The following is a 24,869-nucleotide window of genomic DNA, read 5'->3' on the forward strand; positions in this document are numbered from 1 at the left end:
CCCAACCACCACCACAGAGCCTGCAGTCGTGGAAAACCCAAGAACATTCAATACGTTTGCCGAGTTCTATCCCTATTACCTGAGCGAGCACAGCAACAGCACCTGCCGACGATTGCACTTCGCGGGTACGTCCCTGGTCATTTTGATTCTCGCCGTGGCGCTCACGGTCGGTAGCGGCTGGTGGCTGCTCACCGTGCCTGTGGCCGGCTACGGTTTCGCCTGGGTCGGGCACTTTTTCTTCGAAAAGAACCGCCCGGCCACGTTCCGGCACCCGTTCTACAGCCTGCTCGGTGATTTCGTCATGTACCGCGACATGCTGCGGGGCAAGGTTGCGTTCTAATAAGAGAAACATCTCCCTCGCCACAAAAACTTATGTCACCGCAAACGTTTCAGGCCGGTTCGGCGATTTTCAGTGCCTTGAGTTGCGCCTCCCGGGCCTGGGCGTCCGCCAACCGGTAGAGTTCGATCGAGCCGTCCCAATGCTCGATCAACGCCGTACACGACTCGACCCAATCGCCGCAATTGAGGTACTCCACCCCGCCCACCTGGCGGATTTCGGCATGGTGAATGTGCCCGCAGACCACGCCATCCAGCTCGCGTTTCACGCACTCGTGGGCGATGGCCTCTTCGAAATCGCTGATGAAACTGACGGCGGTCTTGACCTTGTGCTTGAGGTACGCCGACAACGACCAGTAGCCGTAGCCATAGCGCGCCCGCCAATGGTTGAGCCAGCGGTTCAGCGTGAGGGTGAACTCGTAGGCCGAGTCGCCGAGGAACGCCAGCCAGCGGTGATAACGGGTGATGACATCGAACTGATCGCCGTGGATCACCAGAAGGCGCCGACCGTCGACAGTCACGTGCACCGCCTCGTCCACCAACTGGATATTGCCCAGGATCAGCTTCGAGTAACGACGCAGGAACTCATCGTGATTGCCGGTGACGTAGATCACCTCGGTGCCGCGCTTGCTCATGGTCAGCAGGCGCCGGATGACGTTGGTGTGGGCTTGCGGCCAATACATGCCGCCGCGCAGCTTCCAGCCATCGATGATGTCACCGACCAGGTAGATCCGGTCGGCCTGATAGCCCTTGAGAAACTGCGACAAATGTTCCGCCTGACAATCCCGGGTACCCAGGTGCACATCGGAAATCCACAGGGTGCGAACACGCTGCTTATTGCCTGGTCTGGCGAGTTCGGCGCTGGTCATTGGGCAACCCTCTGATCGTTTTTGCCACTGTGCACGCCAGCGGTTAATGGCCCATGACAAACACAAGTCCATTACATGACAGCGCGGGGCGTCGTGTCCTCGGTGTATGCTGGCGGCCTGACACGGGAGACCGCGATGAGACCGATCCTCACACTGCGCCACTACAGCCACGACCTGATCGTCCACAGCCATGAGCATGCCCAACTGGTGTTCGGGTTGTCCGGCGCGCTGGATTTCGAGGTCGAAGGGTGTGGCAGCCAGGTGGTCCAGCAGAGCTTCGTCGTGATCCCCGCCGGTGCGCATCACGCCTGCGGCAGCCCCCACGGCAGCCGTTGCCTGGTGCTGGACGTGCCCAGTGATGATTGGGTCGGACAATGCCTGGGCGATCACGCCGACGCCAGCCGCCGGTTGCTCGACGGCCCCGCGCGCCTGCCTCTGGATGCGGGACAAAGCCAGTTGGTCAGTTGGCTGGCAGGCAGCCCGGTGGACGATCCGCTGATCGCCCAGCAAGGCGCGGTGCTGCTCCTGGCGAGTCTCAATGGCACTCGGCAAGCATACGGGGGCAGGCGCCTGCCCTACGCCGCACTCAACGCCCACATCGATCAGAATGCCGCCTATCCCCTGCAAGTGGCGGACCTGGCGCGGGTCGCCGGGCTTTCAAGTGCCCGCCTGCACGCCCGTTTCATCGTCGAGCGTGGGCAAACCCCGATGGATTACATCCGCAGCCGCCGCTTGCACAAGGCCGTGGCGTTGCTGCGCGATTCGGACCTGCCCATCGGTGAAATCGCCCACCGGGTCGGCTACAGCTCCCAAAGCGCCTTCGCCGCAGCGGTGCTGCGCGAATTCGGCAGTTCGCCGGGCAAATTACGGCGAGCGCTAGAGCCGCGCTAAAAATCGCTAGGATCGCGACAGACAAAAACGGCCGGCAACGGGTTCAATAGCCCGACGTTCAACCGTTTCACAAGGACTGCCATGACGCCCCGTACCGCCCTCGGCGCCCTGCACATCGGCGCACTCATGTTTGGCCTGACCGGCGTATTCGGCAAACTCGCCGCCGCCTCGCCGACGATGATCGTTTTCGGTCGTGCGGTCTTCGCTGTGCTCGCCCTCGCCACGTTCGCCCGGTTCGCCGGCCGTACTCCCTGGCGCACACTGCGGGCCCGGGACGCCAGGCGACTGCTGCTGAGCGGCCTGCTGCTGACTGGACACTGGGTGAGCTTCTTCCTCTCGGTAAAAATCGCCGGGGTGGCGATCGCCACACTGGGGTTCGCCAGTTTCCCGGCCTTTACCGTGCTGCTCGAGGGACTGATCTTCCGCGAGCGCATTCGCGCCAATGAGGTCCTTTTGGTGGTGTTGGTGAGTATCGGCCTGGTGTTGGTCACGCCGGCCTTCGACCTGGCCAGCGGCGCCACCACCGGGCTCTTGTGGAGCGTGGCCTCGGGGCTGCTGTTCGCCTTGCTGTCGCTGACCAACCGCGCCGGCTCCGAACACGTGCCGCCAGTGCAGGCCGCGCTGTGCCAGAACGTCGTGGTAGCGGCATGTCTGTTGCCCATGGCCGTGCCCCAGCTGGGCGAAGTGCGCCCGGTCGACTGGCTGTGGATCGGGTTGCTCGGTGTGTTCTGCACCGGCGTGGCCCACAGCTTGTTCGTCGCCAGCCTGGCAGTGATCAAGGCCCGGACTGCGGCGGTGGTCTTCGCCATGGAGCCGGTCTACGGCATCACCATGGCCTGGCTGCTGTTCGGTGAAGAACCGACGCTGCGCATGCTGCTGGGCGGTGTGCTGATCATCGTTGCCATCGTGGTGTCGAGCCAACTGGCCAGCTCACGCAAAAGCGGGATGGGCGCCGAAGCGCCGTCTCACTGACCCCGGTCGTTGTGGCCCAGGTCCCGCTCCGGGTCGATCTGGTCGCGGACCCGTTGCTTGAGCACCTTGGCCTCGGGAAACCCGCCATCGGCCTTGCGCTCCCAGATCTGCGCGCCGTCGCAACTGATATGGAACACCCCGCCGGTGCCTGGCACCAGCGAAACCGCTGCCAGATCGTCGCCAAAGGTACTGAGCAACTCCTGGGCGAGCCAGGCGGCACGCAGCAACCATTGGCATTGTGTGCAATAGGTGATGACGACTTGCGGCTTGTGCTCGCTCATTGCAGGTGAACTCCCGGGTTCGAAGACGTCGCCATGATACCTGCCTTTGCCCGAACACTTGCGAGTTGCCTCCCTGTGCTCCCACCAGGGACAGAGTACTTTGGGCCGTTTTTCAGCGAATCCCGGCCAGCAGTACCCGGGCGGTCTCCTTGAGGGGGTCGTCAGCTTCCTCGAGCAGTTCTTCAAGCAGCGCGATGGCCGTCTTCAGGTCCCCGTCATCGATGCAGTTCTGCGCCTGTTCCAGCTTGACCGACGGCTCTGGCGGTTGAGGTTCGAGGGACATGGATTCAAAAGGCAACGCCTCGAGCTCCAGCGACTGCTCCTCATCGGCGAAACCATCGAGGAAAGCGTCGTCCAACGACTCGGTTTCCAGCGGCGCCCCCCATTGCAACTCCGCTTCGTCAGGCTCCGAGAGCGACAATTCCTCCCCCACGTCGATGGCAGCCTTGGGGACGTTGTTTCCGACCGGGGTGTCCGGGGTGTCTGCCAGGTCCCAGCTGGTTTCCAGGGACAGCGCGTCCAGGTCCAACTCGAATTCATCCCCCGGTACCCTACCTTGCGGCTCAGGCTCAGGCTCAGGTTCAGGTTCAGGTTCAGGTTCAGGTTGAAGATCAGGCTCAAGCTGACGTTCGGGTTCAGGTTCAAGTGCTGGAGCCGCCGCCAGAGGTAACGCCATTGCCGCGCCGGGCGTGGCGAGGCTGTTGACCCTGGGGTAGCGTGCACGAACTTCCTCCAGCGTCGAGGCGGCGACGCCCTGGGCCGACAGGTGCTGCTCCTGGGCCTGGAAACCGATGACATCACCCTGCTTGCCCAACACTTCCAGCAACTTGAGACCCAGGTCGGTGCGTTCCGGCTCGGCCAGCAAGGCGGCACGCAATAATCCGGCGGCCTCGGTAAAGCGACCATAAGTCAGGTAAATCCCGACGCCTTCCAGCACATCGCCCAAGGGCGCGTCCCCATTGTTGAACGACGAGGCGATCTCGGGTCGCTCGGTGTCGCTGGTCGAGGCATAGTCCTCGGTAGCATCTTCCAGTAGGGGCTCGGAGTGCTCGGCGATCGGCTGCGCGTCGGCCTGTTGTTGCTGGCGACGACGAAGCAACAACAGCAGCGCGAGCAGCGCCAACAGGCCCACCAGCCCCCCTACCCACAGCCAGTCAATGCCCTCCTGCGCCGGCTCAGCCGATGCCTCGACGGCTTGCTCGTTCGTAATGGGCACGGCGCCAGCAGGTTCGACCTGCGGTTGCGCCGCTGCAACGGGGGCCGGCGTCGCTTCGGCCAACCGGGCTTGCAACTCGCTGATCTGTTTGCGCTGCCCGGCGATTTCCTCGTCCTGCGCCTGGAGCCGGGCTTGCAGTTCGTCGATGGTTTTCTGTTGCTGCTGGTTCTGCAGGACACTGGCGGCCAGTTGCTCATCGGATGCAACGGCTGCTGGCCCTGGCGCAGCGGGGGCAGCAGCCGGCAGCACGGCAGAGTCGGGCAACAACAGACGCTGGCCAATGGCGAGTCGCTCACTGCCCGGGTTCAATGCCTGGATCCCTTGCATCAGTTCATTGACCGACGCGTTGCTGCCGGCGTCATGCAGGCGCTTGGCGATGATCCACGGACTATCCCCCTGCACGACGGTGTAGCGCTTGCCCTGTACCGCCGGCGGCGGCTTGATGGCCGGTGCGGCTTGGGCCGGTATCGACGACTGGGGGACTGCGGAAGGCTCGGGCACGACGCCCGGCGTGCCCGGTGGATCGATCAACACGGTGTATTCGCGCAGCACGCGTCCACCGGGTTGATTGACCTGCACCAGGAAGTTGAGGAACGGCTCCTCCACCGGTTTGCTGGAAGTCACCCGAATGAAGCTGCGACCATCACGCAGCACCGGGGTGAAACGCAGGCTATTGAGAAAGAACACCCGTTCGACCCCGGCACGATTGAAATCGTCCGGGCTCGCCAGGCTGGCCGACAGCTCGTCTTCGCCTAGCCCGGCCACATCGACCAGGGCGATATCGGCGCGCAACGGCTGGTTCAACGCCGAGTGAAGAGTGATTTCCCCCAACCCCAGCGCCGAAGCCAAAGCCGTATACCCCAAGGCCCCCACGACGACCGACACGCTGACCCAACGGCGCAACGTGGACTGCAAACTTCCAAACATGGGCATCCCTTTCGATGACGGACTGAGCGAAACGCTTCCAATACGAGGCTTGTTACTGGTTATAGTTCGCTAAGTGCCGAATCACAAAAGTCTGCCGCCAGGGATATGCCTCAGGATTTTTCCAGGTTGGCCAGGACAATGCCGTGAACCCGCATGCAAACGCGCATGTCTGCTTCGTCGATGCCCTCGAACAATTCTCGGCGCAACTGCGTGGCGATGGTCTCGATCTGTTCGATCAACGGTCGGGCCGGGGGGCACAACACGATTTTCTTGGCCCGACGGTCTTCCGCCACGGCCTGGCGCTGGACCAGCCCCTGGGTTTCCAGGCTATCGAGCAAGCGGGCCAGGGTCGGCCCCTCGACGCCGACGCTCTGGGCCAGTTCGCGCTGGGTCGGCGCCTGTTCGAAACGGGCCAGGTGCAACAGCACCAGCCATCGTGCCTGGGACAGGCCCATCCCGGCCAGGCGGCGATCCAGCTCGGCACGCCAGCCACGAGACATTTGCGCCAGTTGCATGCCAAAGCGGTGTTGATCGGTTAACGACATAAAAAAACTCATCAGATCTGAAATAGAGAAAAACTAATTATTAGTCAGCTAAGCATGAGCTTCGGATTCAAGCAAGGCTCGTTCCGCACTGAATCGTTAAAGGAAGGTAACTGACTGATCAGACTTCAAATTCCGATTGCAACGCAGCCCTGACACAGTACAGGACCCCTTCCGGTACCCGACCGGCAAACAGCGCGGCGACTTCCGATACCGACGGCAATTCGCCCTCGCCATCCAGGAAGGCGTCCTGCACCTCGCCCAGCAGGTCCTCAGGCAGGTCCAGCGCCTGCTCCAGCGACAATTGTTGCTGGCCGATGGCGTCGGCCAGCATGGTGTAGACGTTCTTTTCCGAGCATTGCAATTGCCCGGCGATCTGCAGCGGGGTCATGCCAGCCCGGGCCAGGGTGATCAATTCGTGACGGACATCGGCCACCGCCTTCGGCGCCTCGGCCCCGCCACCCAGCACCTGGAGGAAAGCCTCGCCGTATCGCTCCAGCTTGCGTGCGCCCACACCGCTGACCCGGGCCATTTCCGCCAGGGAGGTGGGTTGGCTGCGCAACATTTCCAGCAACGTCGAGTCGGGGAAGATGACATACGGCGGCACGGCGTGCTCCTCCGCCAGCTTGCGGCGCAAGGCGCGCAAGGCTTCCCATTGATCGCGCTCCTCGCCCCGCACCAGTTGGCTGGCCTGGCTCTTGCTGCTCTTGACCGCCGTCGCCGGCTTGAGATCACGCCGCAGTTCAAGGGCCACTTCGCCCTTGAGCAAGGGCCGGCAACTCTCGCTCAGGCGCAGGCCGCCATAGCCTTCCAGGTCGATATCAGCCAGGCCGCGCGCCACGAGCTGGCGGAACAAGGAGCGCCATTCACTTTCGCTGCGGGCCTTGCCTACACCGAACACCGAAAGATGCTGGTGACCGAAGTTGCGGACCTTCTCGTTGTCCTTGCCCAGCAACACGTCCACCAGGTGGCCGACGCCATAGCGCTGGCCGGTGCGGAAAATTGCCGACAAGGCCTGGCGGGCCGGCTCGGTGGCGTCCCAGGTCTCCACGCCGTCGACGCAATTGTCGCAATGCCCGCACGGTTGGGGCATGTCTTCGTCGAAATAGGCCAGCAGGGTCTGGCGGCGGCAACGGGTTTCCTCGCACAGCGAGAGCATGGCGTCGAGCTTGTGTTGCTCCAGGCGCTTGTGCCGCTCATCGCCTTCGGAGCCTTGCAGCATCTGCTTGAGCATCACCACGTCTTGCAGGCCGTAGGCCATCCAGGCATCGGCCGGCAAACCATCACGCCCGGCACGCCCGGTCTCCTGGTAATACGCCTCGAGGGACTTGGGCAGGTCCAGGTGCGCGACGAAGCGCACGTTGGGCTTGTCGATGCCCATGCCGAACGCCACGGTGGCCACCATGATCAGGCCTTCCTCGTTGAGGAAACGCTTCTGGTGGTAAGCCCGCAGGTCGTTGGGCAGGCCGGCGTGATAGGGCAATGCCGGGAACCCCTGGTCACAGAGGAACGCCGAGACCTCATCGACCTTTTTACGCGACAGGCAGTAGACGATGCCGGCATCGCCGCGCCGCTCGCCGAGGAACGCCAGCAACTGCTTGCGCGGCTGCTCCTTGGGCACGATGCGATAGAAGATATTGGGCCGGTCGAAACTGGACAAAAACCGTTCGGCGTCCTGCAGGTGCAGGCGCTGGACGATTTCCTCGCGGGTACGCTTGTCGGCGGTGGCTGTCAGGGCGATGCGCGGCACGTCGGGGAACAGCTCGGCCAGTTGCCCCAGTTGTAAGTATTCGCGGCGGAAATCGTGGCCCCACTGGGACACGCAATGGGCCTCGTCGATGGCGAACAGCGCCACTTCCAGGCTCTGCAGGAACGCCAGCATGCGCGGCTGTACCAGGCGTTCGGGGGCCAGGTACAGCATTTTCAATTCGCCGCGCTTGATTCGCGCGGCCAGGTCACGCTGCTGTTCGGGGCTCAGGGTGGAGTTCAGCGAAGCCGCGGCAACGCCCAGTTCCTCCAGCGTCGCAACCTGGTCATCCATCAAGGCGATCAGCGGCGAAACCACCACCGCCAGGCCATTGCGCAACAACGCCGGCACCTGGTAGCACAAGGACTTGCCGCCGCCGGTGGGCATGAGCACCAAGGCATCGCCACCGCTGGCCACGCGCTCAATAATGGCACCCTGGCGGCCACGGAAACTGTCGTAGCCGAAGATGTCCTTGAGGACGCGTTGAGCCTGTTCGAGCATAGAAACTCCAAAAATCACCGAAACATCCCTGCAAGGCTGGCTCAGAATCACAAACGCTGTGCCGGCAAATCGTAAGCGCGCATTTCGATCCGCCGGGACGCCGCAGGGCATCACAAAACGCGGCAGTATACCCGAGGCCTTCGTTGCAAAGGGTGATGCTGACCAGAGGTGTTCAAGCCACTGAACCCGTGCAGAAGGCAAATACACCACGCGGCTGGCCTGGGCGCTCAAGAAAGCCTAGAATTCCTGCATTGTTTATTCCCCCAAGGTAGCCCGTAATGTCCTTCGCTGAGCAACTGACCCGCCTGCAAGTCTTCCTCGACGCCGATGAGCTGCACGAAGAGGCGCTGGATTACGTGGCCGCTCATGGCTATCTGACCGCCCTGTCGATCTGCTCCGAGCAAGTGCCGGATCGTGAATGGATCGATGCCCTGTTCGCCGAAGAGCCACATTACTCCGACGAAGCCCAACGTACCGAGATCGAAGCCACGCTGGTCGGCCTCAAGGCCCATATCGCCCGTCAACTGGCCTCCGACGAGGAGTTCGAGCTGCCGTGCGAACTGGACCTGGGCGACGAACCGGACGATTCGGAGCTGCGTGGCTGGTGCATCGGTTTCATGGAAGGGGTCTTCCTGCGCGAAGCTGCCTGGTTCGAGACCGCCGAAGAGGAAGTCAGCGAAATGCTGCTGCCGATCATGGTCGGTTCCGGCCTGTTCGACGAGCAACCGGAGTTTTCCGACATCGCCGCGGACGCGAACCTGATGGATGACATGATCGTCCAGATCCCCGAAGCCCTCACTGCTTTGTACTTGCTGTGCAACGCCCCGGACGAGAAACCGGCGATCCTCAAGCCGCGCCATCACTGAGTGCCCGGGTGTCGACGCCCATTGGCAACCGTCCGCTGATCCTGCGTTACGTTCTGCTGGCCATCGGCTGGCTGAGCGTAGTGCTGGGGGTCATCGGCATCTTTCTCCCGGTACTGCCCACCACGCCTTTCCTGCTGCTGGCTGCCGGCTGCTTTGCCCGCAGCTCGCCGCGTTTCTACCAGTGGCTGGTCGGTCATCCTCGTCTCGGCCCGTGGATCCGCGACTACCTCAGCGGCAACGGCATCCCGCTCAAGGGCAAGGTCTACGCCATCGGGCTGATGTGGGCGAGCATTCTCCTGTCCTGCTACCTGGTGCCACTGCCGTGGGCGCGGGGGTTCATGTTGACCAGTGCGGTGTTGGTGACGGTTTACATTCTTCGACAGAAGACGTTGCGCAAACCTTGAAGACACAGACCTTGTCGTCAACAACGCCGCACCTGCCGGCAAGGCCTGTGGGAGCAAGGCTTGCCCGCGATAGCGATCTCAAGGATGCCATCGCGAGCAAGCTTTGCTCCCACAACCCGAAGGACTACTCCCTCCAGTCACAAAACCCGCCATCTCCAACCAGGAAATGACGGGTTTTGCCGTTACAACTCACCTCACACCGTGTCCACCTTCAACGAGTGATCATTCAACATCCCGTTGATGATCGTCGCCGTATCCGCCCCACCGACCAGACCGCCGGCCCCGGGCGTGACGCCGTAATGGCTGGCGAGGTTGACGCCGGCCAGATCGATGGTCTGGTTCGGCGTAGCACCGGCGGTGGAACTGACGTCGATGCTGGTCATGACCGACGCACCGCTGCCGGTGACGGTAAAGTGCAGGTAATCATCCAGCGACGCCGTGCTGCCGCTTTCCCCAAGCAGCAATTGGGACAGATCGAGCTTGTCCACACCGGGCGTGAAGTCGGTGATCACATCGTGGCCACTGTTACCCGCTTGCCATTGGAAGGTATCGGCGCCACTGCCGCCGGTGAGGGTGTTGTTGCCCAAGCCACCGATCAGCAGGTCGTCGCCGCCGCCACCGTTAAGCACATCATGGCCCAGGCCACCGTCGATACGGTTGTTGGCGCCGTCACCGGTGAGGGTGTCGTTGAAGTTCGAGCCGACGAGGTTTTCGATAGCGGTCAAGGTGTCGGTGCCCGCCCCAAAGGTGTTTTGTGCGGCCAACAACCCCAGATTAACGGTGACGCCAGCCGTGGCGTGGGCATAGCTGGCCGTGTCGTTGCCGGTGCCGCCATCGAGCAGGTCATTGCCCGCACCGCTGTAGAGCAAGTCATTGCCCGCCCCGCCGTGCAAGGTGTTGTTGCCTGAACCGGCGCTGAGGATGTCGTTGCCGTCGCCAGCGTTGAGGGTGTTGTCACCGTTGCCGGCCAACAGCACATCGTCCCCGCTGGTGCCCGTCAGGGTATGACCGGCCTGGTAGGTGATATCCACTGCCGCGCTGTCGCTGCCGCCGTGGTTGTCGCTGGCGGTGTAGGTGCCGTGGTAGTCCGGCGTGCTGTCCTGGGCGCCCGCGTAGTTGACGGTCAGGGTCAGTTGATAGTTTTCCGCGCCATTGACGTTGCCATTGCCCGGGTTGGGGATGTTAGTGACGTGGATCTGGTAATCGCCATCGGCCGCCGCAGTGAACGAGGCCCCGTCGGCGATCGCGATGAACGGCCCGCCGTTGAGTGAGTACTCCAAGGTGATATGCCCGGCCGCCAGGTTGTGGTCCAGGGTCAGGGTTTCCCCCTGCTTGAGGCTGATGTTGAGCCGGTCTTCATCGTTGGCGTTGTTGTTGGACACCATCCCCAACGCCCCGCTGACCACCAGCATCGCGGTCATGCTCGCGGCATTGGCGACGAAGGCGCTGCGGTCGAGGTTGATGGACTGCACATTGTTGCCGGTGAAGCTGACCGTTCCGGTGCTGCCGGTAAAGTCGCCACCCTTGACCGTCCAACCGGTGTTGAAGCTGGTCGGCGCGGCAGTGAGCGGATCGCCGTTGGCGTCGCTGTCGTTACCCAGCAGCAGTTCCCCCGGCACCACGATATTGCCCGACAGCACATTGGTGATGACGTTGTCGTCCACTGCCACGGGCGGGCTGTTGGGCACGACTTTGATGACCAGGTTGGAATTCGCCAGGTCGCCGTCGTTGTCGCTGACGGTGTAGCCGATGCTTTCGGTGATCAACGTGCTGGTGGTGGTCTGGGAGGTGTAGCTGTATTCGCCGGTGTCGAGATTCATCACCAGCGTGCCGTCATGCTCGGTGGCAATGCTCAGGGTGTTATTGAGGGTATTGAAGGTGCCATGGTCGGCCCCGCCGCTGACCGTCAACGCGCCCTGCCCGCCATTGGCGGTCGGGTCGTAGCTGTATGTGGTGCCGTCGACCACCAGGCTCTTGACGAATCCCCCGTCGGCGTCGAACGAGCCGCACTCGCCTGACAGGCTGCCAGTGACCGGCACCCCTTGCACAGTGCCGGAGAGCACCGAGTTGAGCTGGTTCAAGTCGGTGACCACCACTGCGTTGGTGTCGGTGTGGGTGCTGCCGTCGTAGGCCAGCGGGTCGAGGTTGGCATTGCTGACACCGCTGCCCAGGCCGATGGCGTAGTTCTTGATGCCGTTGGCGTCGAGGAAAGCTTTCCAGGCCGTTTCATCCGCCGCACCGGTTTCCTGGCCCGACGTCGGCTTGCCGTCGGAGAAGAAGTAGCCGATGTTCTGCGCCCCGGTCAGTTGCCCGGAGGTGACGAACGCGGTCTTGGCCGCCGCCACCGCCGCATCGTAGTTGGTGCCGCCACCCGCCGTCAGGCTGGTGAGCAGCGTCTTGGCGGTCGCTACGTCGACCCACACCGAAGTCTGGTCGGTGGCACTGCTGCTGAACGTCACGAGCTGGACTTTCACCTCGCCCAGGTCATCGTATTTGTCGAGCAAGGCGCTGATGGCCTGTTTCGCCAGGTCCAACCGCGACAGCCCCTGTACGCCGGAAGGGTCGGCCATGCTGCCGGACACGTCGAGCACGATCAGCAGGTTCGAATCGACCTCCACGGCCGCCACCGAACGCTCGGACGCAACGGCGCTGGGCACGTCATCGACAATGCTCACCACCAGGCTGCCGCTGGCCTTGTTACCCAAGGCATCGGTGGCCTCATAGGTGAAACTTTCCGTCAGCACGTTCTGGCCGTCGTTGGCGCCAGGGGTCGTGGTGGCCGGCGAGGTCAGCGTGTAGGTGTACGTACCGTCGGGGTTGAGCAACAACTGGCCGTGGGCACCGGTGGCACTGCCCACCAGGGTATAAGTCAGCGCCCCGGTGGCGCCGGTCACCGAACCTTCCAGGGTGCCGGTGGCGGTTTCGCCGCTGGCATTTGGATCGCTGCCAGTGACGGTGGCGGGCGCCAGGTCCTGGCCGTCCTGCTTCAAGTCGAGGGCTTTTTCGTAGACTGTCACGTCCTGGTCGGTTTCGGCGACGAGGCAGCTATTGTGCACGTCGATGGTGATGGTCGTGGTGCTTTCATCGCCATCGGCGTCGCGCACGGTGTAGGTGAATACATCGGTCGCGCCGGGCGCTCCCACGGCGTCCGGATTGCTGTGGTAGACGGCGTTGCCATTGGCGTCCAGTGTCAGGTAGCCGTAGGCGCCGTTGACCTGGCTGTCCAAGCCGCCGACGGCGGAGGTCGACGTGTCGTTGCCGGCGCGCACGCCGATCACCGCGCCACCGTCGGCGCCGAGCACGTCGTTGTCCAGCACATTCCCGCTGACCGTCCCGCCCTCCACCACCGAAGCGCTATCGCAGTAGGCGGTGGGCGTGTCGTCAACGATGTTGATGACTATGGTGCTGGTGGCCGTGTTACCCAGCGAGTCCGTGGCCTGGTAGGTGAAACTTTCGCTCACGACATTCGAACCATCGTTGGCGTGGGGCGTGGTCGTGGCAGGCGACGTCAGGGTATAGGTATAAGAGCCGTCCGGGTGGAGCGACAACTGGCCGAAGGCGCCTGTGGCACTGCCCACCAAGGTGAAGGTCACCGCGCCCGACGCCCCCGTCACCGCCCCCGCGAGGCTGCCGCTGGCGGTTTCGCTGGTGGCGCTCGGGTCGCTGCCGGTGACGGTGCCAGGGGCCAGGTCTTCACCGTCCTGGTTCGGGTCGAGGGCTTTTTCGTAGACCGTGATGTCGCGGTCGGCTTCGGCGACGAGGCAGCCATCGTGCACGTCGATGGTGATGGTGGTCGTGCTTTCATCGCCGTCGGCATCGCGCACGGTGTAGGTGAACACATCGGTGGCACCGGGCGCACTGACGGTGTTCGGATTGCTGTGATAAACCGCGTTGCCGTTCGCATCCAGGGTCAAGTAGCCGTAGGCGCCATTGATCTGGGTGTCGAGACCGCCAATCGCCGAGGTTGAGGTGTCGCTGCCAGCGCGCACACCAATGACGGCGCCGGTCACGGCCGGTCCGTCGGCGCCGCCTACGTCGTTATCGAGCACGTTGCCACTGACCGTTGCGCCTTCGTTCACCGAGGCGTAATCGGCATGGGCGGTGGGCAAGTCATCGACAATATTCACATCGAGATTGCCCGTGGCGGTGGTGCCATTGTCATCGGTCGCGACCACCGTGAAATGTTCGCTGAGGCTGTTGGCGCCGTTGCCACTCGGATGGGCTTCGTTGTCCAGCAAGGTGTAGCTGTAGCTCACCACGCCAGTGGCGGCGTTGTAACCGGTGATGGTCAGGGTGTTGCCCAACGCGGTGGTGATGGACTGAGGGAAACCGGCGAGCACACCGCCCGTGACCACGTTGATGCCGCCAACGCTCAAGGTCTGCACGCCGTCCAGCGCGGTGACGGTGAAGGTGCCGCTCTGAGTCAATGCCGAGGCATCCGGGCTGCTGCCGTCGCTGAGGTGTTTCTCCTGGACGGTCAGTTCACCGCCTTCGCTGTCGAGGCCGGTAATGATCACCGGATCGTCGTTGTTGTGGATTTGCAGCACCAGGTTCGCCGTGCTGGTGTCGCCGTCGGCATCGGTCAGGGTGTAGGCGAAGGTTTCGCTGCCGCTGCCTCCGCCGTGCAGGCCTTTGAAATCGACGTTGGCGGTGTCGAGGGTGTAGGTGTAGGAACCGTCGGCGTTCAGCACCAGGGAGCCGTAAGTGCCGGTGAAGGTGCCCGGCGTGACGGGACCGGAAGCGATCTGGTCGGCGCCTTGGGTGTCGTTGGTCAGGACGTTGCCGGTCAGGGTCAGGTGGCTTTCCGACGCAGTGCTGGCGTTGCTGTCGTCTACGGCTTTGGGCAAGTCATCGACGATGTTCACATCGAGATTGCCGGTGGCGGTGGTGCCATTGTCGTCAGTCGCGACCACCGTGAAATGTTCGCTGAGGCTGTTGGCGCCGTTGCCACTCGGATGAGCTTCGTTGTCCAGCAAGGTGTAGCTGTAGCTCACCACGCCAGTGGCGGCGTTGTAACCGGTGATGGTCAGGGTGTTGCCCAACGCGGTGGTGATGGACTGCGGAAAACCGGCGGCCACGCCGCCCGTGACCACGTTGATGCCGCCAACGCTCAGGGTCTGCACGCCGTCCAGCGCGGTGACGGTGAAGGTGCCGCTTTGGGTCAATGCCGAGGCATCCGGACTGCTGCCGTCGCTGAGGTGTTTCTCCTGGACGGTCAGTTCACCGCCTTCGCTGTCGAGGCCGGTAATGATCACCGGATCGTCGTTGTTGTGGATTTGCAGCACCAGGTTTGCCGTGCTGGTGTCGCCGTCGGCATCGGTGAGGGTGTAGGTGAAAGTCTCGGTGCCGCTGCCTCCACCATGCAGCGCGACGAATTGCGGGTCGCTGGTGTCGAGCGTGTAGGTGTACGTGCCGTTGGGGTTGAGCACCAAAGTGCCGTAGGTGCCGGTGAACGTGCCGCCGATGATCGGCCCGCTGTCGGGGCCGGTGGGGATACGGTCGGCGCCCTGGTGGTCGTTGGGCAATACATTGCCGGTGAGGGTGACCAGGGTTTCCGAAGCGCTGCTGGGGTGGCTGTCGTCGATTGCCTGGGGCACGTCGTCGGTGATGTTGACGTCCAGGGTGCCAGTGGCGGTGTCGCCGTCGGTGTCGACCGCCACGATCGGGAACTGTTCGATGATGCCGTTGGCACCGCCGCCTGCGGGATGGGTCTCGGCGCCCGTGAGGGTGTAGCTGTAGCTGACCACCCCAGTGGCCGGGTCGTAGCCGGTGATGGTCAGCGTGTTGCCCAGCGGCGAAGTGATGCTTTGGGGGAAGCCTGTGGGCACGCCGCCCGCAATCACGCTGATGCCACCGATGCTCAGGCTGCTCAGCCCGTCAGAAGCGGATACGGTGAAGCTGCCGCTTTGCACCAGCGCAGCCGGATCGGGCGCCGAACCGTCGGCCAGGTTGGCCTCATGGGTGGTCAGTTCGCCGCCTTCCACGTCGACCCCGTCGAGGGTCACAGGGTTATCCGGCGGAGTCACCGGCGGCACGGTATTGTCGTCGCCATTGTTGTCCGGCTCAGCCGCCAGGCGCAGGTCGGGGAATTCAGGTACCCCATTGAACCCGGCCGTGGGGAAACCGATGTGCGGTTCGACCCGACCGCCGACTTCCTCCAGCAACACAAAGCTGTGCCCACCGCCCAGGCCACCGGGGGTGTTTCCCGCCCCTGGGCCTGCAGCCGTGGCTTCGCCGGCCTGGGTCGGGTCAGCGCCAGCGGCAATGGCTTGTTGCAGTTTCTGCACATCGGTCAGTTGCGCATCACTGGGCGTCGCCGCGTCGGGCGTATCGACATGAGGTGCCTGGTTGGCGAGCAACTGCGGGGTCAGCGTCAGATCGCTTTCACGCCCCAGCGTCAATTCATGGCCGTTGTTCAGATGTACGGCCACGGCGCCTTCGGCACCGGTGATCAGGTGCTCGCCGGCATACAGCCGATCACCTTCGACCAAGGGCCGCCGCAGACCGCCTGCCGCCTCTGCGAAAACCTGCCCCACCACTTTGCTGACGGTACCGATGAGCGCTGCCATGTGCATTTCCTCCGCTGCCAACCGCAGTCGGCACCTGTCTGGGTGAAGAAACCGTGCTCAGGATGGCGCCAGGAAAGCTGGAAAATCTGCCAGTTTTCGCGGGGCTGGAAGGCGCTAGCCATTCGCCACAATGACAAAAAACCGTCACCAAAACCCCGTTCCCATGTTGCCCTTTCGGCACATCTCCACATCGTTCGAAAATTTCCACAGAACTTTTATTGACGCCTAAAAGCCGTCAGAACCCGCAGATTCAAAGGCTTTCGTCCTGAACAATGTGCCGCTTTTTTCCAAGCACATAAGTTTTTTTCGACATAAGTCTTATGAAAAATTCTTCTTAGGTTTCCCGCAGGATGTTCTTAGCTGTGTTGTTACAAGGTTGAAACGGTTTCGACCCTAAATACGACAATTTATTGACGACAACTCAGCACTACCTACCTAAGGAGATGTACCCCATGCGCGTTCTACACCCCCTTTGCAGCGCGGTTCTGTTGGCCACGGCCTGCTCTTGCGCACAGGCCATGTCCTTGACCGAAGCGATCCAGAGCACGATCGCCACCCACCCGGAGTTGGCACAGCGGGTGGACAGTCGCCGGTCGGCCAATGAAGACGTCAAGGTCGCCCGGGGGGGCTTCTTCCCGTCAGTGGATTTGAACGCCGGCTATGGTCGCGGCTACACCGACAACCCCAATACCCGCGCATTGGGCAATCACCACACCAATATCCTGACGTACACCCAGTCGGAGCTGCGCCTGCGGCAGATGATCTTCGACGGGTTCAACACCGCCAATGAGGTGGAGCGCACCAAGGGCGTGGTCAACTCCCGCGCCTATTACGCCCAGGGCACCGCCCAGGACCTGGCACTGCGCACCATCGAGGTCTACCTGGAGGTGCTCAAGCGCCGCGAGCTGGTGACCCTGGCCAAGAACAACCTGCAAGCGCACCTGCGGGTCAACGACCAGATCGGCCTACGCACCCAGCGCGGTGTAGGCAGCACCGCCGACGCCGACCAGTCCAATGCCCGCCGGGCCCTGGCGGAAAACAACTACGACACCGCCGAGGTGGACCTGGCCGACGCCGAGGCCAACTTCTATAGCGTGGTCGGGCGCATGCCCGATGAGCTGGAAGCGCCCCCCTCGACCAAAGGGGAAATCCCCGCCGACCTGCGCGAAGCCCAGCAAAGCATGGTGGACAACAACCCTTACCTGAAATCGGCCCAGGCCGACATTCAGTCCGCCGAGAGCCAGTACGAAGTGGCGAAGTCACCGTTCTACCCGCGCTTCGATGCCGAAGCGGCGGTGGGCGCCAACAACAACATCGGCGGTGAAGAAGGCCATGACAACACTTGGCGGGTGGGTATCGTGATGAACTACAACCTGTTCCGCGGCGGCAGCGACAAGGCGCGCCTGGCCTCCAACGCCCATCAGATCAACCAGGCCACGGACATCCGCAACAACGCCCTGCGCCAGCTCAACGAAGACACGCGCCTGGCCTGGAACGCGATGCTCAATGCCCGTAAGCAGACGCCCACCGCCCGCGAATACGCTGAGACCACCGCCCGGGTACGCGCCGCCTACCAGGACCAGTTCGGCCTCGGCCAGCGCACCCTGCTCGACCTGCTCGACAGCGAGAACGAGCTGTACAACGCCAACCGTCGCTACACCGAAGTGCGCTACACCGAGGAGTTCTCGATGTACCGGGTGCTGGCGAACATGGGCCAATTGTTGAGCAAGCAGCGGGTCGTGCTGCCGGCCGACACAATTGCCCAGACCGAGGTCAAGAACCAGGCACGGCTGCCCGAACTGAAGTAGCCCCCGAAAATGGGAGTGAGCCATTGTGACCAGCATGGAACCCACAAGCCCCGGCGCCGACCCGCGGCTGAATTTCGATGACCCCTTGCTGGATGGCTTGTTGATTCTCTGCAAACTCCATGGCGCGACGGCCAGCCGCGCCAGCCTCAGCGCCGGGCTCCCTATGGCGCACCAACGCTTGAGCCTGGACCTGCTGCCACGCGCAGCGGCCCGGGTCAGCTTGCAGGCACGGGTGCTGCGTCGCGAACTGACGGCAATCTCGCCGCTCAATCTGCCGGTCATGCTGATCCTGGCCGGGGGCCGTTGCGCGGTGTTGCGACGCTGGGGCGAGGACGGCCAGGCACTGATCCTGCCCAGTGAAGCCGATGGTGGCGAGCAATGGGTCAGCCGTGAAGAACTGGCCGCCGACTACAGTGGCCAGGCCCTGTTCGCCCGGCCACGCCATGAACTCGAGGATCTGCGCACACCCTTGGTGCCACGGGTCGAGGCGTGGTTTCGCGACACCTTGAAACTGTCGCGCTGGCTATACAGCGACGCGATCCTGGCGAGCTTGCTGATCAACCTGCTGGGGCTGATGGTGCCGCTGTTCGTCATGCAGACCTACGACCGCGTGGTGCCGAACCAGGCCACATCGACTCTGTGGGTGCTGGCCGTGGGATTGCTGATCGGTACCGGTTTCGAACTGGTGCTGCGGGTGGTGCGTGCCCACCTGCTGGACACCGCCGGCAAGAAAACCGACGTGATTCTCTCCGCCACTCTGTTCGAACGCATCACCGGCATGGCGATGAAGGCCAGGCCGGCGACCATCGGCGGCTTCGCCCAGAGCATCCATGACTTCCAGGGCCTGCGCGAGTTTCTCACCGCCGTGACCCTCACCAGCCTGATCGACCTGCCCTTCGCCGTGCTGATGCTGCTGGTGATCGGCCTGCTCGGCGGCTGGCTGGTGGTGATTCCCGTGGTGGCCTTCCCCATCACCATTGTCCTGGCGATGATCATCCAGGCACGCCTGCGCGACACCGTGCAAAAAAGCCTGGCCCTGGGCGCCCAACGCCAGGCCTTGCTGATCGAGACCCTCAGTGGCCTGGAGACCCTCAAGGCGTGCAGTGCCGAGAGCGAACGCCAGCATCAGTGGGAGAGCACCCACGGCGCCCTCACCCGCCTGGACAGCCACGCGCGCAACCTCTCGGCGCTGGCGACCAACGGTACGTTGTTCCTGCAACAACTGGCGGGCATGGCGACCATCGTCGCCGGGGTCTACAGCATCATCGCTGGCAACCTGAGTGTCGGGGCACTGGTGGCCAGCTACATGCTCGGCAGCCGGGTGCTCGCACCGCTGGGCCAGATCGCCGGCCTGATCACCCGCTACCAACAAGCCCAGCTCACCATGCGCAGCACCGACGCCCTGATGGCGCTGCCCCAAGAGCGCGATGCCAGCCACAGGCCGCTGGATCACACCCAACTGCAAGGCGCATTGGACGTCACCGGAGTGACCTTTCACTACAACGGCCAGAACACCCCGGCGCTGACCAATATCAGCTTCAGCCTCAAGCCCGGCGAACGGGTCGGCATCATCGGTCGCAGCGGCTCGGGCAAAAGCACCCTGGCGCGCCTGGTGATGGGATTCCATGAACCGCAGGAGGGCCAATTGCTGCTGGACGGCCTGGACCTGCGGCAGTTGGACGTCGCCGACCTGCGCCAACAGATCGGTTATGTCGCCCACGACCTGCCGCTGCTGGCCGGCAGCCTGCGGGACAATCTCACGCTAGGGGCGCGCTACATCAGCGACGCGCGCATGCTGGAAGTGGCGGAACTGACCGGCGTCACCGAACTGGCTCGCCAGCACCCGCAAGGCTTCGACCGCCCGGTGGGCGAGCGCGGGCAACTGCTGTCGGGCGGCCAGCGCCAGGCGGTGCTGCTGGCCCGAGCGTTGCTGCTCGACCCGCCGATCCTGCTGCTGGACGAGCCCACCAGCGCCATGGACAACAGCAGCGAAGACGTCCTGCGGCAAAAACTCCACGCCCGCGTCCAAGGCAAGACCGTATTGCTGGTCACCCACCGCACCTCGATGCTGAGCCTGGTGGACCGGCTGCTGGTGTTGGACAACGGCCGGATCGTGGCGGACGGGCCGAAAGAGGCGGTGATCGAGGCGTTGCGCAAGGGGCGGGTGGGGGCTGGAACGGTGTAAACCGTTCTAACGTCAGCACAACCTGTGGGAGCAAGGCTTGCCCGCGATACAGGCGCCTCGGTTCCAGCGAGACCGCACTCGCTTCATCGCGGGCAAGCCTTGCTCCCACAGGTAACCCTGCCAAGCCACAAGAATGTATTCGGTTTTATTTTTTCTAACCAACGGGTACCGCCCCATGTCCGCTCAAACGCCCGACCCAGTCGCCCGCAGCTACTTCGGCAGTTTCAGCAAAAGCGCCGAGAGCGAGTTCATGCCGGAAACCGCCGGGGCCACGTTGCAGGACTCGCCCCGCCGCTCGCGGATCACTGTCTGGCTGGCCGCCGGATTGATCGTCACCGGCTTGGTCTGGGCCAAACTGGCGGTCTTGCAGGAAGTGACCACCGGCGAAGGCAAGGCGATTCCATCCAGCAAGGTCCAGGTGATCCAGAACCTGGAAGGCGGCATCGTCACTGAAATCTTCGTGCGCGAAGGCCAGATGGTGAACAAGGGCGACACCCTGCTGCGCCTGGACGACACCCGGTTCCTGTCGAACAAGGGCGAGAGTGAGGCCGACCGGTATGCCTTGATGGCCCAGGTCGAGCGCCTGTCGGCAGAAGCCGAGGGGCGGCCGTTCCAGGTCTCCGCCGAAGTCACCAGCAAAGCCCCGCAAGTGGCCGAGGGCGAGCGCTCGCTGTATGAACAGCGGCAACGGCGCCTGGCGAGCGAGCAACGGACCCTGACCGAACAGTTGCGGCAAAAAACCCAGGAGCTGGCGGAGTTTCGCTCCAAGCAAGGCCAGTTCAGTTCCAGCCTGGCCTTGTTGCAGGAAGAAATGAACATGTCAGCGCCATTGGTCAGCACGGGCGCGGTATCCCCGGTGGAGATCCTGCGACTCAAGCGCAGCGCAGTGGAGATCCGCGGCTCGCTCAATGCCACCACCCTGGCGATCCCACGGGCCGAATCGGCGATCAACGAGATCAAGAGCAAGATCGACGAATCGGAACAGACCTTCCGCTCCGACGCGGCCAAGGACCTCAACGAGAAACGCACGGAACTGTCGAAAATCACCGCTTCGAGCATCGCCATCGACGACCGCGTGTCCCGCACCACCGTGGTCTCGCCGGTGCACGGGGTCATCAAGCAATTGAAGGTCAACACCATCGGCGGTGTGGTGCAACCCGGCAGCGACATGGTGGAAATCGTGCCCCTGGAAGACAACCTGCTGATCGAAGCCAAGGTCCGCCCCCAGGACGTCGCTTTCCTACACCCGGGCCAGAAAGCCATGGTCAAGTTCAGCGCCTATGACTACACGATCTACGGCGGGCTGAGCGCCAAGCTCGAACTGATCGGCGCCGACACCATCACCGACGACAAGGGCAACAGCTTCTACCTGATCCAGGTGCGCACCGACAAGAATCACCTGGGCGGGGATGTGAAACCCTTGCTGATCATCCCGGGGATGGTGGCGACGGTGGACATCATCACCGGGGAGAAAAGTGTGCTGGATTACTTGCTCAAGCCGGTGTTGAAGGCGCGGACCGAGGCGATGCGCGAGCGGTGATCCGGACTCACCTCAACCCTCCATGGTTCTTCTGATAAGTCTGCTCCCCCATCGCCGCAATCTGGCCCTCGATCAACGCTTCGAAGGGCCGCAGCAATGGCTCGAAGCTCGTCGGTGCCTCAAGGGTTTGCAACGCCTGGACGATCGCCTCCACCGTCGACAACGCCCCCGGCCCCGGTGCCTTGCGCAAGCGGTAGCGCGACACGCCGCCTTCGGCCAGCGTCACTCGCGGCAATGCCGCCAACAACGGGTTGAGGTGCAGCAACTTGCGCGCCTTGCGCCAAGTGCCGTCGGGCACCACCAGCAGCAACGGCTCGTCGCTGGGCCCATAGGCGTGCAGCGGCTGCGCATCGTCTGCCGGGAACAACAAGCGCGCCCGGTAACCCGGCTGCTGGAGCAACCGGGGCAAATCCTCGAACACCTCCCCCACGATCAGCTCGGCATTCTGCAGCCCCAACGCCGCCAGCCGGGCCGTGTTCAAGGCGTGGTTCACTTCGCTGGGGTGCTGCAACAACAAGACCTTCGTGCGGCTGTCGAGGCTGGGGATCAACGGGCACAGGCAATGGCTTTGCGGCCGGTGGCAGCGCGGGCAGTGGATTCGGGACATGACGGCACCTCAGGCCTGGTTGAGCTGCGCCTTGAGCAGGTCGCGGAATGTCTGGATCAGCGGCTCGCGGCTGCGGCCACGGCGCATGATCATTGAAAACGGTGCCTGATAGCCAAACGTCGCTGGCAACAGCACGCGCAAATCGCCCTTGTCGACCCAGGCCTGGGCATAGTGTTCGGGCAAGTAGCCGATGTAGGCACCGGACAGCACCAGGATCAACTGGGCCTCCATGCTTTCCACCGTCGCCGCGCTGTGCTTGAAGCCGTGGCGGGCCAGCTCCGCCTGGCTCCAGTAGCCGCGCCCGACCATGCGTTGCTGGGTGATGACGGGGGCGGGAATGCGCCGCTCAGTGAACAACGGGTGGCGATTGCTGCAATACAGCCAGTGCTGTTCGCGGTACAGCGGCATGTAGACCAGCCCACTCATGCGCGTGGAAAACGCGCCGATGGCCAGGTCCAGGCGGTTGTCCTGCACGCCCAGTTGCAACTCATAGGGGCTCATGACCGACAGGTGCAAGTGCACCGCCGGATGCTCCTGGCTGTAGGCGCCGATGGCTTCGGCGAGCGGCAGGGCCTTGTCGCTGACGGTGGAGTCGATCACGCCCAGGTTCAACGTACCGCGCAACTCGCCCTTGAGCGCTGCGGCGTACTGCTCGAACCCTTCGAGTTCGCCCAGCAGGCGCAGGGTTTCCTGATGGAACAGCTCACCCTTGCTGGTCAGGCTGAAGCCGCCTCGGCCACGGTGACAGAGCACCAGGCCCAGGGCCGACTCGAGCTGGCTCATGTAGGTGCTGATGGCCGACGTGGACAGGTTGAGTTCCTGCTGGGCATTGGCAAACCCCTGGTGCCGGACCACGCTGGCGAAAATGCGCAGCAGCTTCAGGTCGGGTAGAGCGTTGGCCATTGGGGTGTCTCCATACAGGCGGGTCACTGCAAACTTTGTGGCAAGAGGTTTATCTGTGGGAGCAAAGCTTGCTCGCGACAGGGGCACCTCGGTTTCAGAAGGAACCGCGTTGAATTCATCGCGGGCAAGCCTTACTCCCACAGCTTCCATCCATCGTTCTGGAGTCTATCGGCCCGCCCGTCATTAGTTTAGAAAAATCTGAACTAACTATTTGCCGCCAGGGATTCTTCAGCCCAACGGCTTTTCGCAGAATCGGCCCCTGATAAATAAAACAACGATGAGGCCCTACCCGTGGACAAGATTCTTCACCAGCCACTGGGCGGCAACGAAATGCCGCGCTTCGGCGGCATCGCCACCATGATGCGACTTCCCCACTTGCCCAGCGCCGCCGGCCTCGACGCGGCCTTTATCGGCGTGCCGCTGGACATCGGCACCTCCCTGCGCGCCGGCACCCGCTTCGGGCCCCGGGAAATCCGCGCCGAATCGGTGATGATCCGCCCCTACAACATGGCCACCGGCGCCGCGCCATTCGACTCGTTGTCGGTGGCCGACATCGGGGACGTAGCGATCAACACCTTCAACCTGCTGGAGGCGGTGCGGATCATCGAGGCGTCGTACCACAAGATCCTCGAACACAACGTCATCCCGCTGACCCTGGGCGGCGACCATACCATCACCCTGCCGATCCTGCGGGCGATCCACAAGAAACATGGCAAGGTCGGCCTGGTGCACATCGACGCCCACGCCGACGTGAACGACCACATGTTCGGCGAGAAAATCGCCCACGGCACCACCTTCCGCCGCGCCGTGGAGGAAGGCCTGCTCGATTGCGAGCGCGTGGTGCAGATCGGCCTGCGGGCCCAGGGCTACACCGCCGACGACTTCGACTGGAGCCGCCGGCAAGGCTTTCGCGTGGTCCAGGCCGAAGAGTGCTGGCACCATTCCCTGGCACCGCTGATGGCCGAAGTGCGAGAGAAAGTCGGTGGCGGCCCGGTGTACCTGAGCTTCGACATCGACGGCATCGACCCGGCCTGGGCGCCAGGTACCGGTACCCCGGAAATCGGCGGCCTGACCACCATCCAGGCGATCGAGATCGTGCGCGGCTGCCAGGGCCTCGACCTGGTCGGCTGCGACCTGGTGGAAGTCTCGCCACCGTACGACACCAGCGGCAACACCTCGCTGCTGGGCGCCAACCTGCTGTACGAGATGCTTTGCGTACTGCCTGGCGTGACTCATCGCTGAGGTGCGCCCATGAACGATCGAGAGCAAGTCCTCACGGCCGCCGCTGAACTGGTCGCAGCCTTCGCCCGCAACGACCGCGACGCCTACTTCGGCGCGTTCACGGCCGACGCGAGTTTTGTCTTCCACACCCTGCCACAGTCCCTGCTGTCACGCGCTGCCTACCAGGCCGTGTGGGACCGCTGGCGTGACGAGGACGACTTCGAGGTGCTCTCGTGCACCTCGAGCAATGCCTTCGTCAGCCTGCAAGGGGACGTGGCGGTGTTCATCCATGACGTGGCCACCGAGCTGCGCCTGCAAGGGGAGCTTCACTTTAGCCAGGAGCGCGAAACCATTGTGTTTCGCCAAGAACAACAAGGCCTATGGCTGGCCTGTCACGAACATTTGTCCGCAATGCCGGAAGGGCTGCCAATCCCTTAGCCAAACAGGCGACGCCCACACTCGATGAGCGCGCCCCAATGATCGG

Annotated in this window: 18 protein-coding genes; 10 read left to right on the top strand and 8 right to left on the bottom strand. The window is 63.3% G+C overall.

Annotated features, from left to right (window positions below):
- Positions 1–28 precede the first annotated feature (28 nt).
- Complete coding sequence (locus tag N4Q37_RS03760; RefSeq protein WP_260955642.1) at positions 29–340, top strand: DUF962 domain-containing protein; 312 nt, start codon at positions 29–31, stop codon at positions 338–340.
- A gap of 49 nt (positions 341–389) precedes the next feature.
- Here the strand turns inward: N4Q37_RS03760 and N4Q37_RS03765 are convergent, their stop codons facing one another.
- Positions 390–1,205, bottom strand: coding sequence for a UDP-2,3-diacylglucosamine diphosphatase (locus tag N4Q37_RS03765; RefSeq protein ID WP_260955491.1), 816 nt, complete (start codon positions 1,203–1,205; stop codon positions 390–392).
- A gap of 135 nt (positions 1,206–1,340) precedes the next feature.
- Between N4Q37_RS03765 and N4Q37_RS03770 the strand changes: the two genes are divergently transcribed.
- Entirely contained in the window at positions 1,341–2,096 is a 756-nt protein-coding gene (locus N4Q37_RS03770; RefSeq protein ID WP_260955493.1) for an AraC family transcriptional regulator, read from the top strand.
- Positions 2,097–2,177: 81 nt separating this feature from the next.
- Positions 2,178–3,068, top strand: coding sequence for a DMT family transporter (locus tag N4Q37_RS03775; RefSeq protein WP_260955495.1), 891 nt, complete (start codon positions 2,178–2,180; stop codon positions 3,066–3,068).
- Here N4Q37_RS03775 and N4Q37_RS03780 read toward each other — a convergent pair.
- The 4 genes from N4Q37_RS03780 to recQ form a co-directional block, all read right to left on the bottom strand.
- Positions 3,062–3,349: a SelT/SelW/SelH family protein gene (locus tag N4Q37_RS03780; RefSeq protein ID WP_260955497.1), complete on the bottom strand. Its 288-nt coding sequence runs from the start codon at positions 3,347–3,349 to the stop codon at positions 3,062–3,064. The genes N4Q37_RS03775 and N4Q37_RS03780 overlap by 7 nt on opposite strands.
- A gap of 112 nt (positions 3,350–3,461) precedes the next feature.
- Positions 3,462–5,492 carry a FimV/HubP family polar landmark protein gene (locus N4Q37_RS27670; protein ID WP_313958310.1) on the bottom strand — a complete coding sequence of 677 codons (2,031 nt, stop codon included), beginning with the start codon at positions 5,490–5,492 and terminating at the stop codon, positions 3,462–3,464.
- Positions 5,493–5,602: 110 nt separating this feature from the next.
- Positions 5,603–6,037: a MarR family transcriptional regulator gene (locus tag N4Q37_RS03795; RefSeq protein WP_260955498.1), complete on the bottom strand. Its 435-nt coding sequence runs from the start codon at positions 6,035–6,037 to the stop codon at positions 5,603–5,605.
- 118 nt (positions 6,038–6,155) lie between these two features.
- On the bottom strand, positions 6,156–8,282 hold the full coding sequence (recQ, locus tag N4Q37_RS03800; protein WP_260955500.1) for a DNA helicase RecQ: 2,127 nt from the start codon (positions 8,280–8,282) through the stop codon (positions 6,156–6,158).
- A 278-nt stretch (positions 8,283–8,560) separates the two neighbouring features.
- Between recQ and N4Q37_RS03805 the strand changes: the two genes are divergently transcribed.
- Entirely contained in the window at positions 8,561–9,148 is a 588-nt protein-coding gene (locus N4Q37_RS03805) for a YecA family protein (RefSeq protein ID WP_260955502.1), read from the top strand.
- Between the two features lie 8 nt (positions 9,149–9,156).
- A complete protein-coding gene (locus N4Q37_RS03810) occupies positions 9,157–9,552 on the top strand; it encodes a YbaN family protein (RefSeq protein ID WP_260955504.1) in 396 nt (131 codons plus the stop codon).
- 194 nt (positions 9,553–9,746) lie between these two features.
- Here the strand turns inward: N4Q37_RS03810 and N4Q37_RS03815 are convergent, their stop codons facing one another.
- On the bottom strand, positions 9,747–16,121 hold the full coding sequence (locus N4Q37_RS03815) for a retention module-containing protein (protein ID WP_260955505.1): 6,375 nt from the start codon (positions 16,119–16,121) through the stop codon (positions 9,747–9,749).
- Positions 16,122–16,573: 452 nt separating this feature from the next.
- On the opposite strand from N4Q37_RS03815, the gene N4Q37_RS03820 reads away from it, so the two are divergent.
- The 3 genes from N4Q37_RS03820 to N4Q37_RS03830 all read left to right on the top strand — a co-directional run bounded on the left by N4Q37_RS03820 (position 16,574) and on the right by N4Q37_RS03830 (position 21,654).
- Positions 16,574–17,929 (top strand): TolC family outer membrane protein, encoded by a 1,356-nt coding sequence (locus N4Q37_RS03820; RefSeq protein ID WP_260955507.1) that lies wholly within the window; start codon positions 16,574–16,576, stop codon positions 17,927–17,929.
- 25 nt (positions 17,930–17,954) lie between these two features.
- A complete protein-coding gene (locus N4Q37_RS03825) occupies positions 17,955–20,114 on the top strand; it encodes a type I secretion system permease/ATPase (RefSeq protein ID WP_260955509.1) in 2,160 nt (719 codons plus the stop codon).
- Between the two features lie 175 nt (positions 20,115–20,289).
- Positions 20,290–21,654, top strand: coding sequence for an HlyD family type I secretion periplasmic adaptor subunit (locus N4Q37_RS03830; RefSeq protein WP_260955510.1), 1,365 nt, complete (start codon positions 20,290–20,292; stop codon positions 21,652–21,654).
- A 7-nt stretch (positions 21,655–21,661) separates the two neighbouring features.
- On the opposite strand, the gene N4Q37_RS03835 is transcribed toward N4Q37_RS03830, so the two are convergent.
- Together N4Q37_RS03835 and N4Q37_RS03840 are read right to left on the bottom strand one after the other, a co-directional pair.
- On the bottom strand, positions 21,662–22,261 hold the full coding sequence (locus tag N4Q37_RS03835) for a tRNA-uridine aminocarboxypropyltransferase (protein WP_260955511.1): 600 nt from the start codon (positions 22,259–22,261) through the stop codon (positions 21,662–21,664).
- A 9-nt stretch (positions 22,262–22,270) separates the two neighbouring features.
- Positions 22,271–23,164, bottom strand: a complete 894-nt coding sequence (locus N4Q37_RS03840) for a LysR family transcriptional regulator (RefSeq protein WP_260955512.1) — start codon at positions 23,162–23,164, stop codon at positions 22,271–22,273.
- 291 nt (positions 23,165–23,455) lie between these two features.
- Here N4Q37_RS03840 and speB point away from each other — a divergent pair, with 291 nt between their 5' ends.
- Positions 23,456–24,406: an agmatinase gene (gene speB / locus N4Q37_RS03845; RefSeq protein WP_260955514.1), complete on the top strand. Its 951-nt coding sequence runs from the start codon at positions 23,456–23,458 to the stop codon at positions 24,404–24,406.
- 9 nt (positions 24,407–24,415) lie between these two features.
- Positions 24,416–24,823 (top strand): YybH family protein, encoded by a 408-nt coding sequence (locus N4Q37_RS03850; RefSeq protein ID WP_260955516.1) that lies wholly within the window; start codon positions 24,416–24,418, stop codon positions 24,821–24,823.
- Positions 24,824–24,869: the final 46 nt, after the last annotated feature.

Origin of the sequence: Pseudomonas citri, assembly GCF_025336485.1 — a bacterium.
Taxonomy (GTDB): Bacteria; Pseudomonadota; Gammaproteobacteria; order Pseudomonadales; family Pseudomonadaceae; genus Aquipseudomonas; species Aquipseudomonas citri.

Coding starts and splice junctions, on each gene's coding strand:
- N4Q37_RS03765 (WP_260955491.1), bottom strand. CDS start 1,205: ATGACCAGCGCCGAACTCGCCAGACCAGGCAATAAGCAGCGTGTTCGC.
- N4Q37_RS03820 (WP_260955507.1), top strand. CDS start 16,574: ATGCGCGTTCTACACCCCCTTTGCAGCGCGGTTCTGTTGGCCACGGCC.
- recQ (WP_260955500.1), bottom strand. CDS start 8,282: ATGCTCGAACAGGCTCAACGCGTCCTCAAGGACATCTTCGGCTACGAC.
- N4Q37_RS03840 (WP_260955512.1), bottom strand. CDS start 23,164: ATGGCCAACGCTCTACCCGACCTGAAGCTGCTGCGCATTTTCGCCAGC.
- N4Q37_RS03805 (WP_260955502.1), top strand. CDS start 8,561: ATGTCCTTCGCTGAGCAACTGACCCGCCTGCAAGTCTTCCTCGACGCC.
- N4Q37_RS03835 (WP_260955511.1), bottom strand. CDS start 22,261: ATGTCCCGAATCCACTGCCCGCGCTGCCACCGGCCGCAAAGCCATTGC.
- N4Q37_RS03775 (WP_260955495.1), top strand. CDS start 2,178: ATGACGCCCCGTACCGCCCTCGGCGCCCTGCACATCGGCGCACTCATG.
- N4Q37_RS03770 (WP_260955493.1), top strand. CDS start 1,341: ATGAGACCGATCCTCACACTGCGCCACTACAGCCACGACCTGATCGTC.
- N4Q37_RS03830 (WP_260955510.1), top strand. CDS start 20,290: ATGTCCGCTCAAACGCCCGACCCAGTCGCCCGCAGCTACTTCGGCAGT.
- N4Q37_RS03815 (WP_260955505.1), bottom strand. CDS start 16,121: ATGGCAGCGCTCATCGGTACCGTCAGCAAAGTGGTGGGGCAGGTTTTC.
- N4Q37_RS27670 (WP_313958310.1), bottom strand. CDS start 5,492: ATGTTTGGAAGTTTGCAGTCCACGTTGCGCCGTTGGGTCAGCGTGTCG.
- N4Q37_RS03795 (WP_260955498.1), bottom strand. CDS start 6,037: ATGTCGTTAACCGATCAACACCGCTTTGGCATGCAACTGGCGCAAATG.
- N4Q37_RS03780 (WP_260955497.1), bottom strand. CDS start 3,349: ATGAGCGAGCACAAGCCGCAAGTCGTCATCACCTATTGCACACAATGC.
- N4Q37_RS03850 (WP_260955516.1), top strand. CDS start 24,416: ATGAACGATCGAGAGCAAGTCCTCACGGCCGCCGCTGAACTGGTCGCA.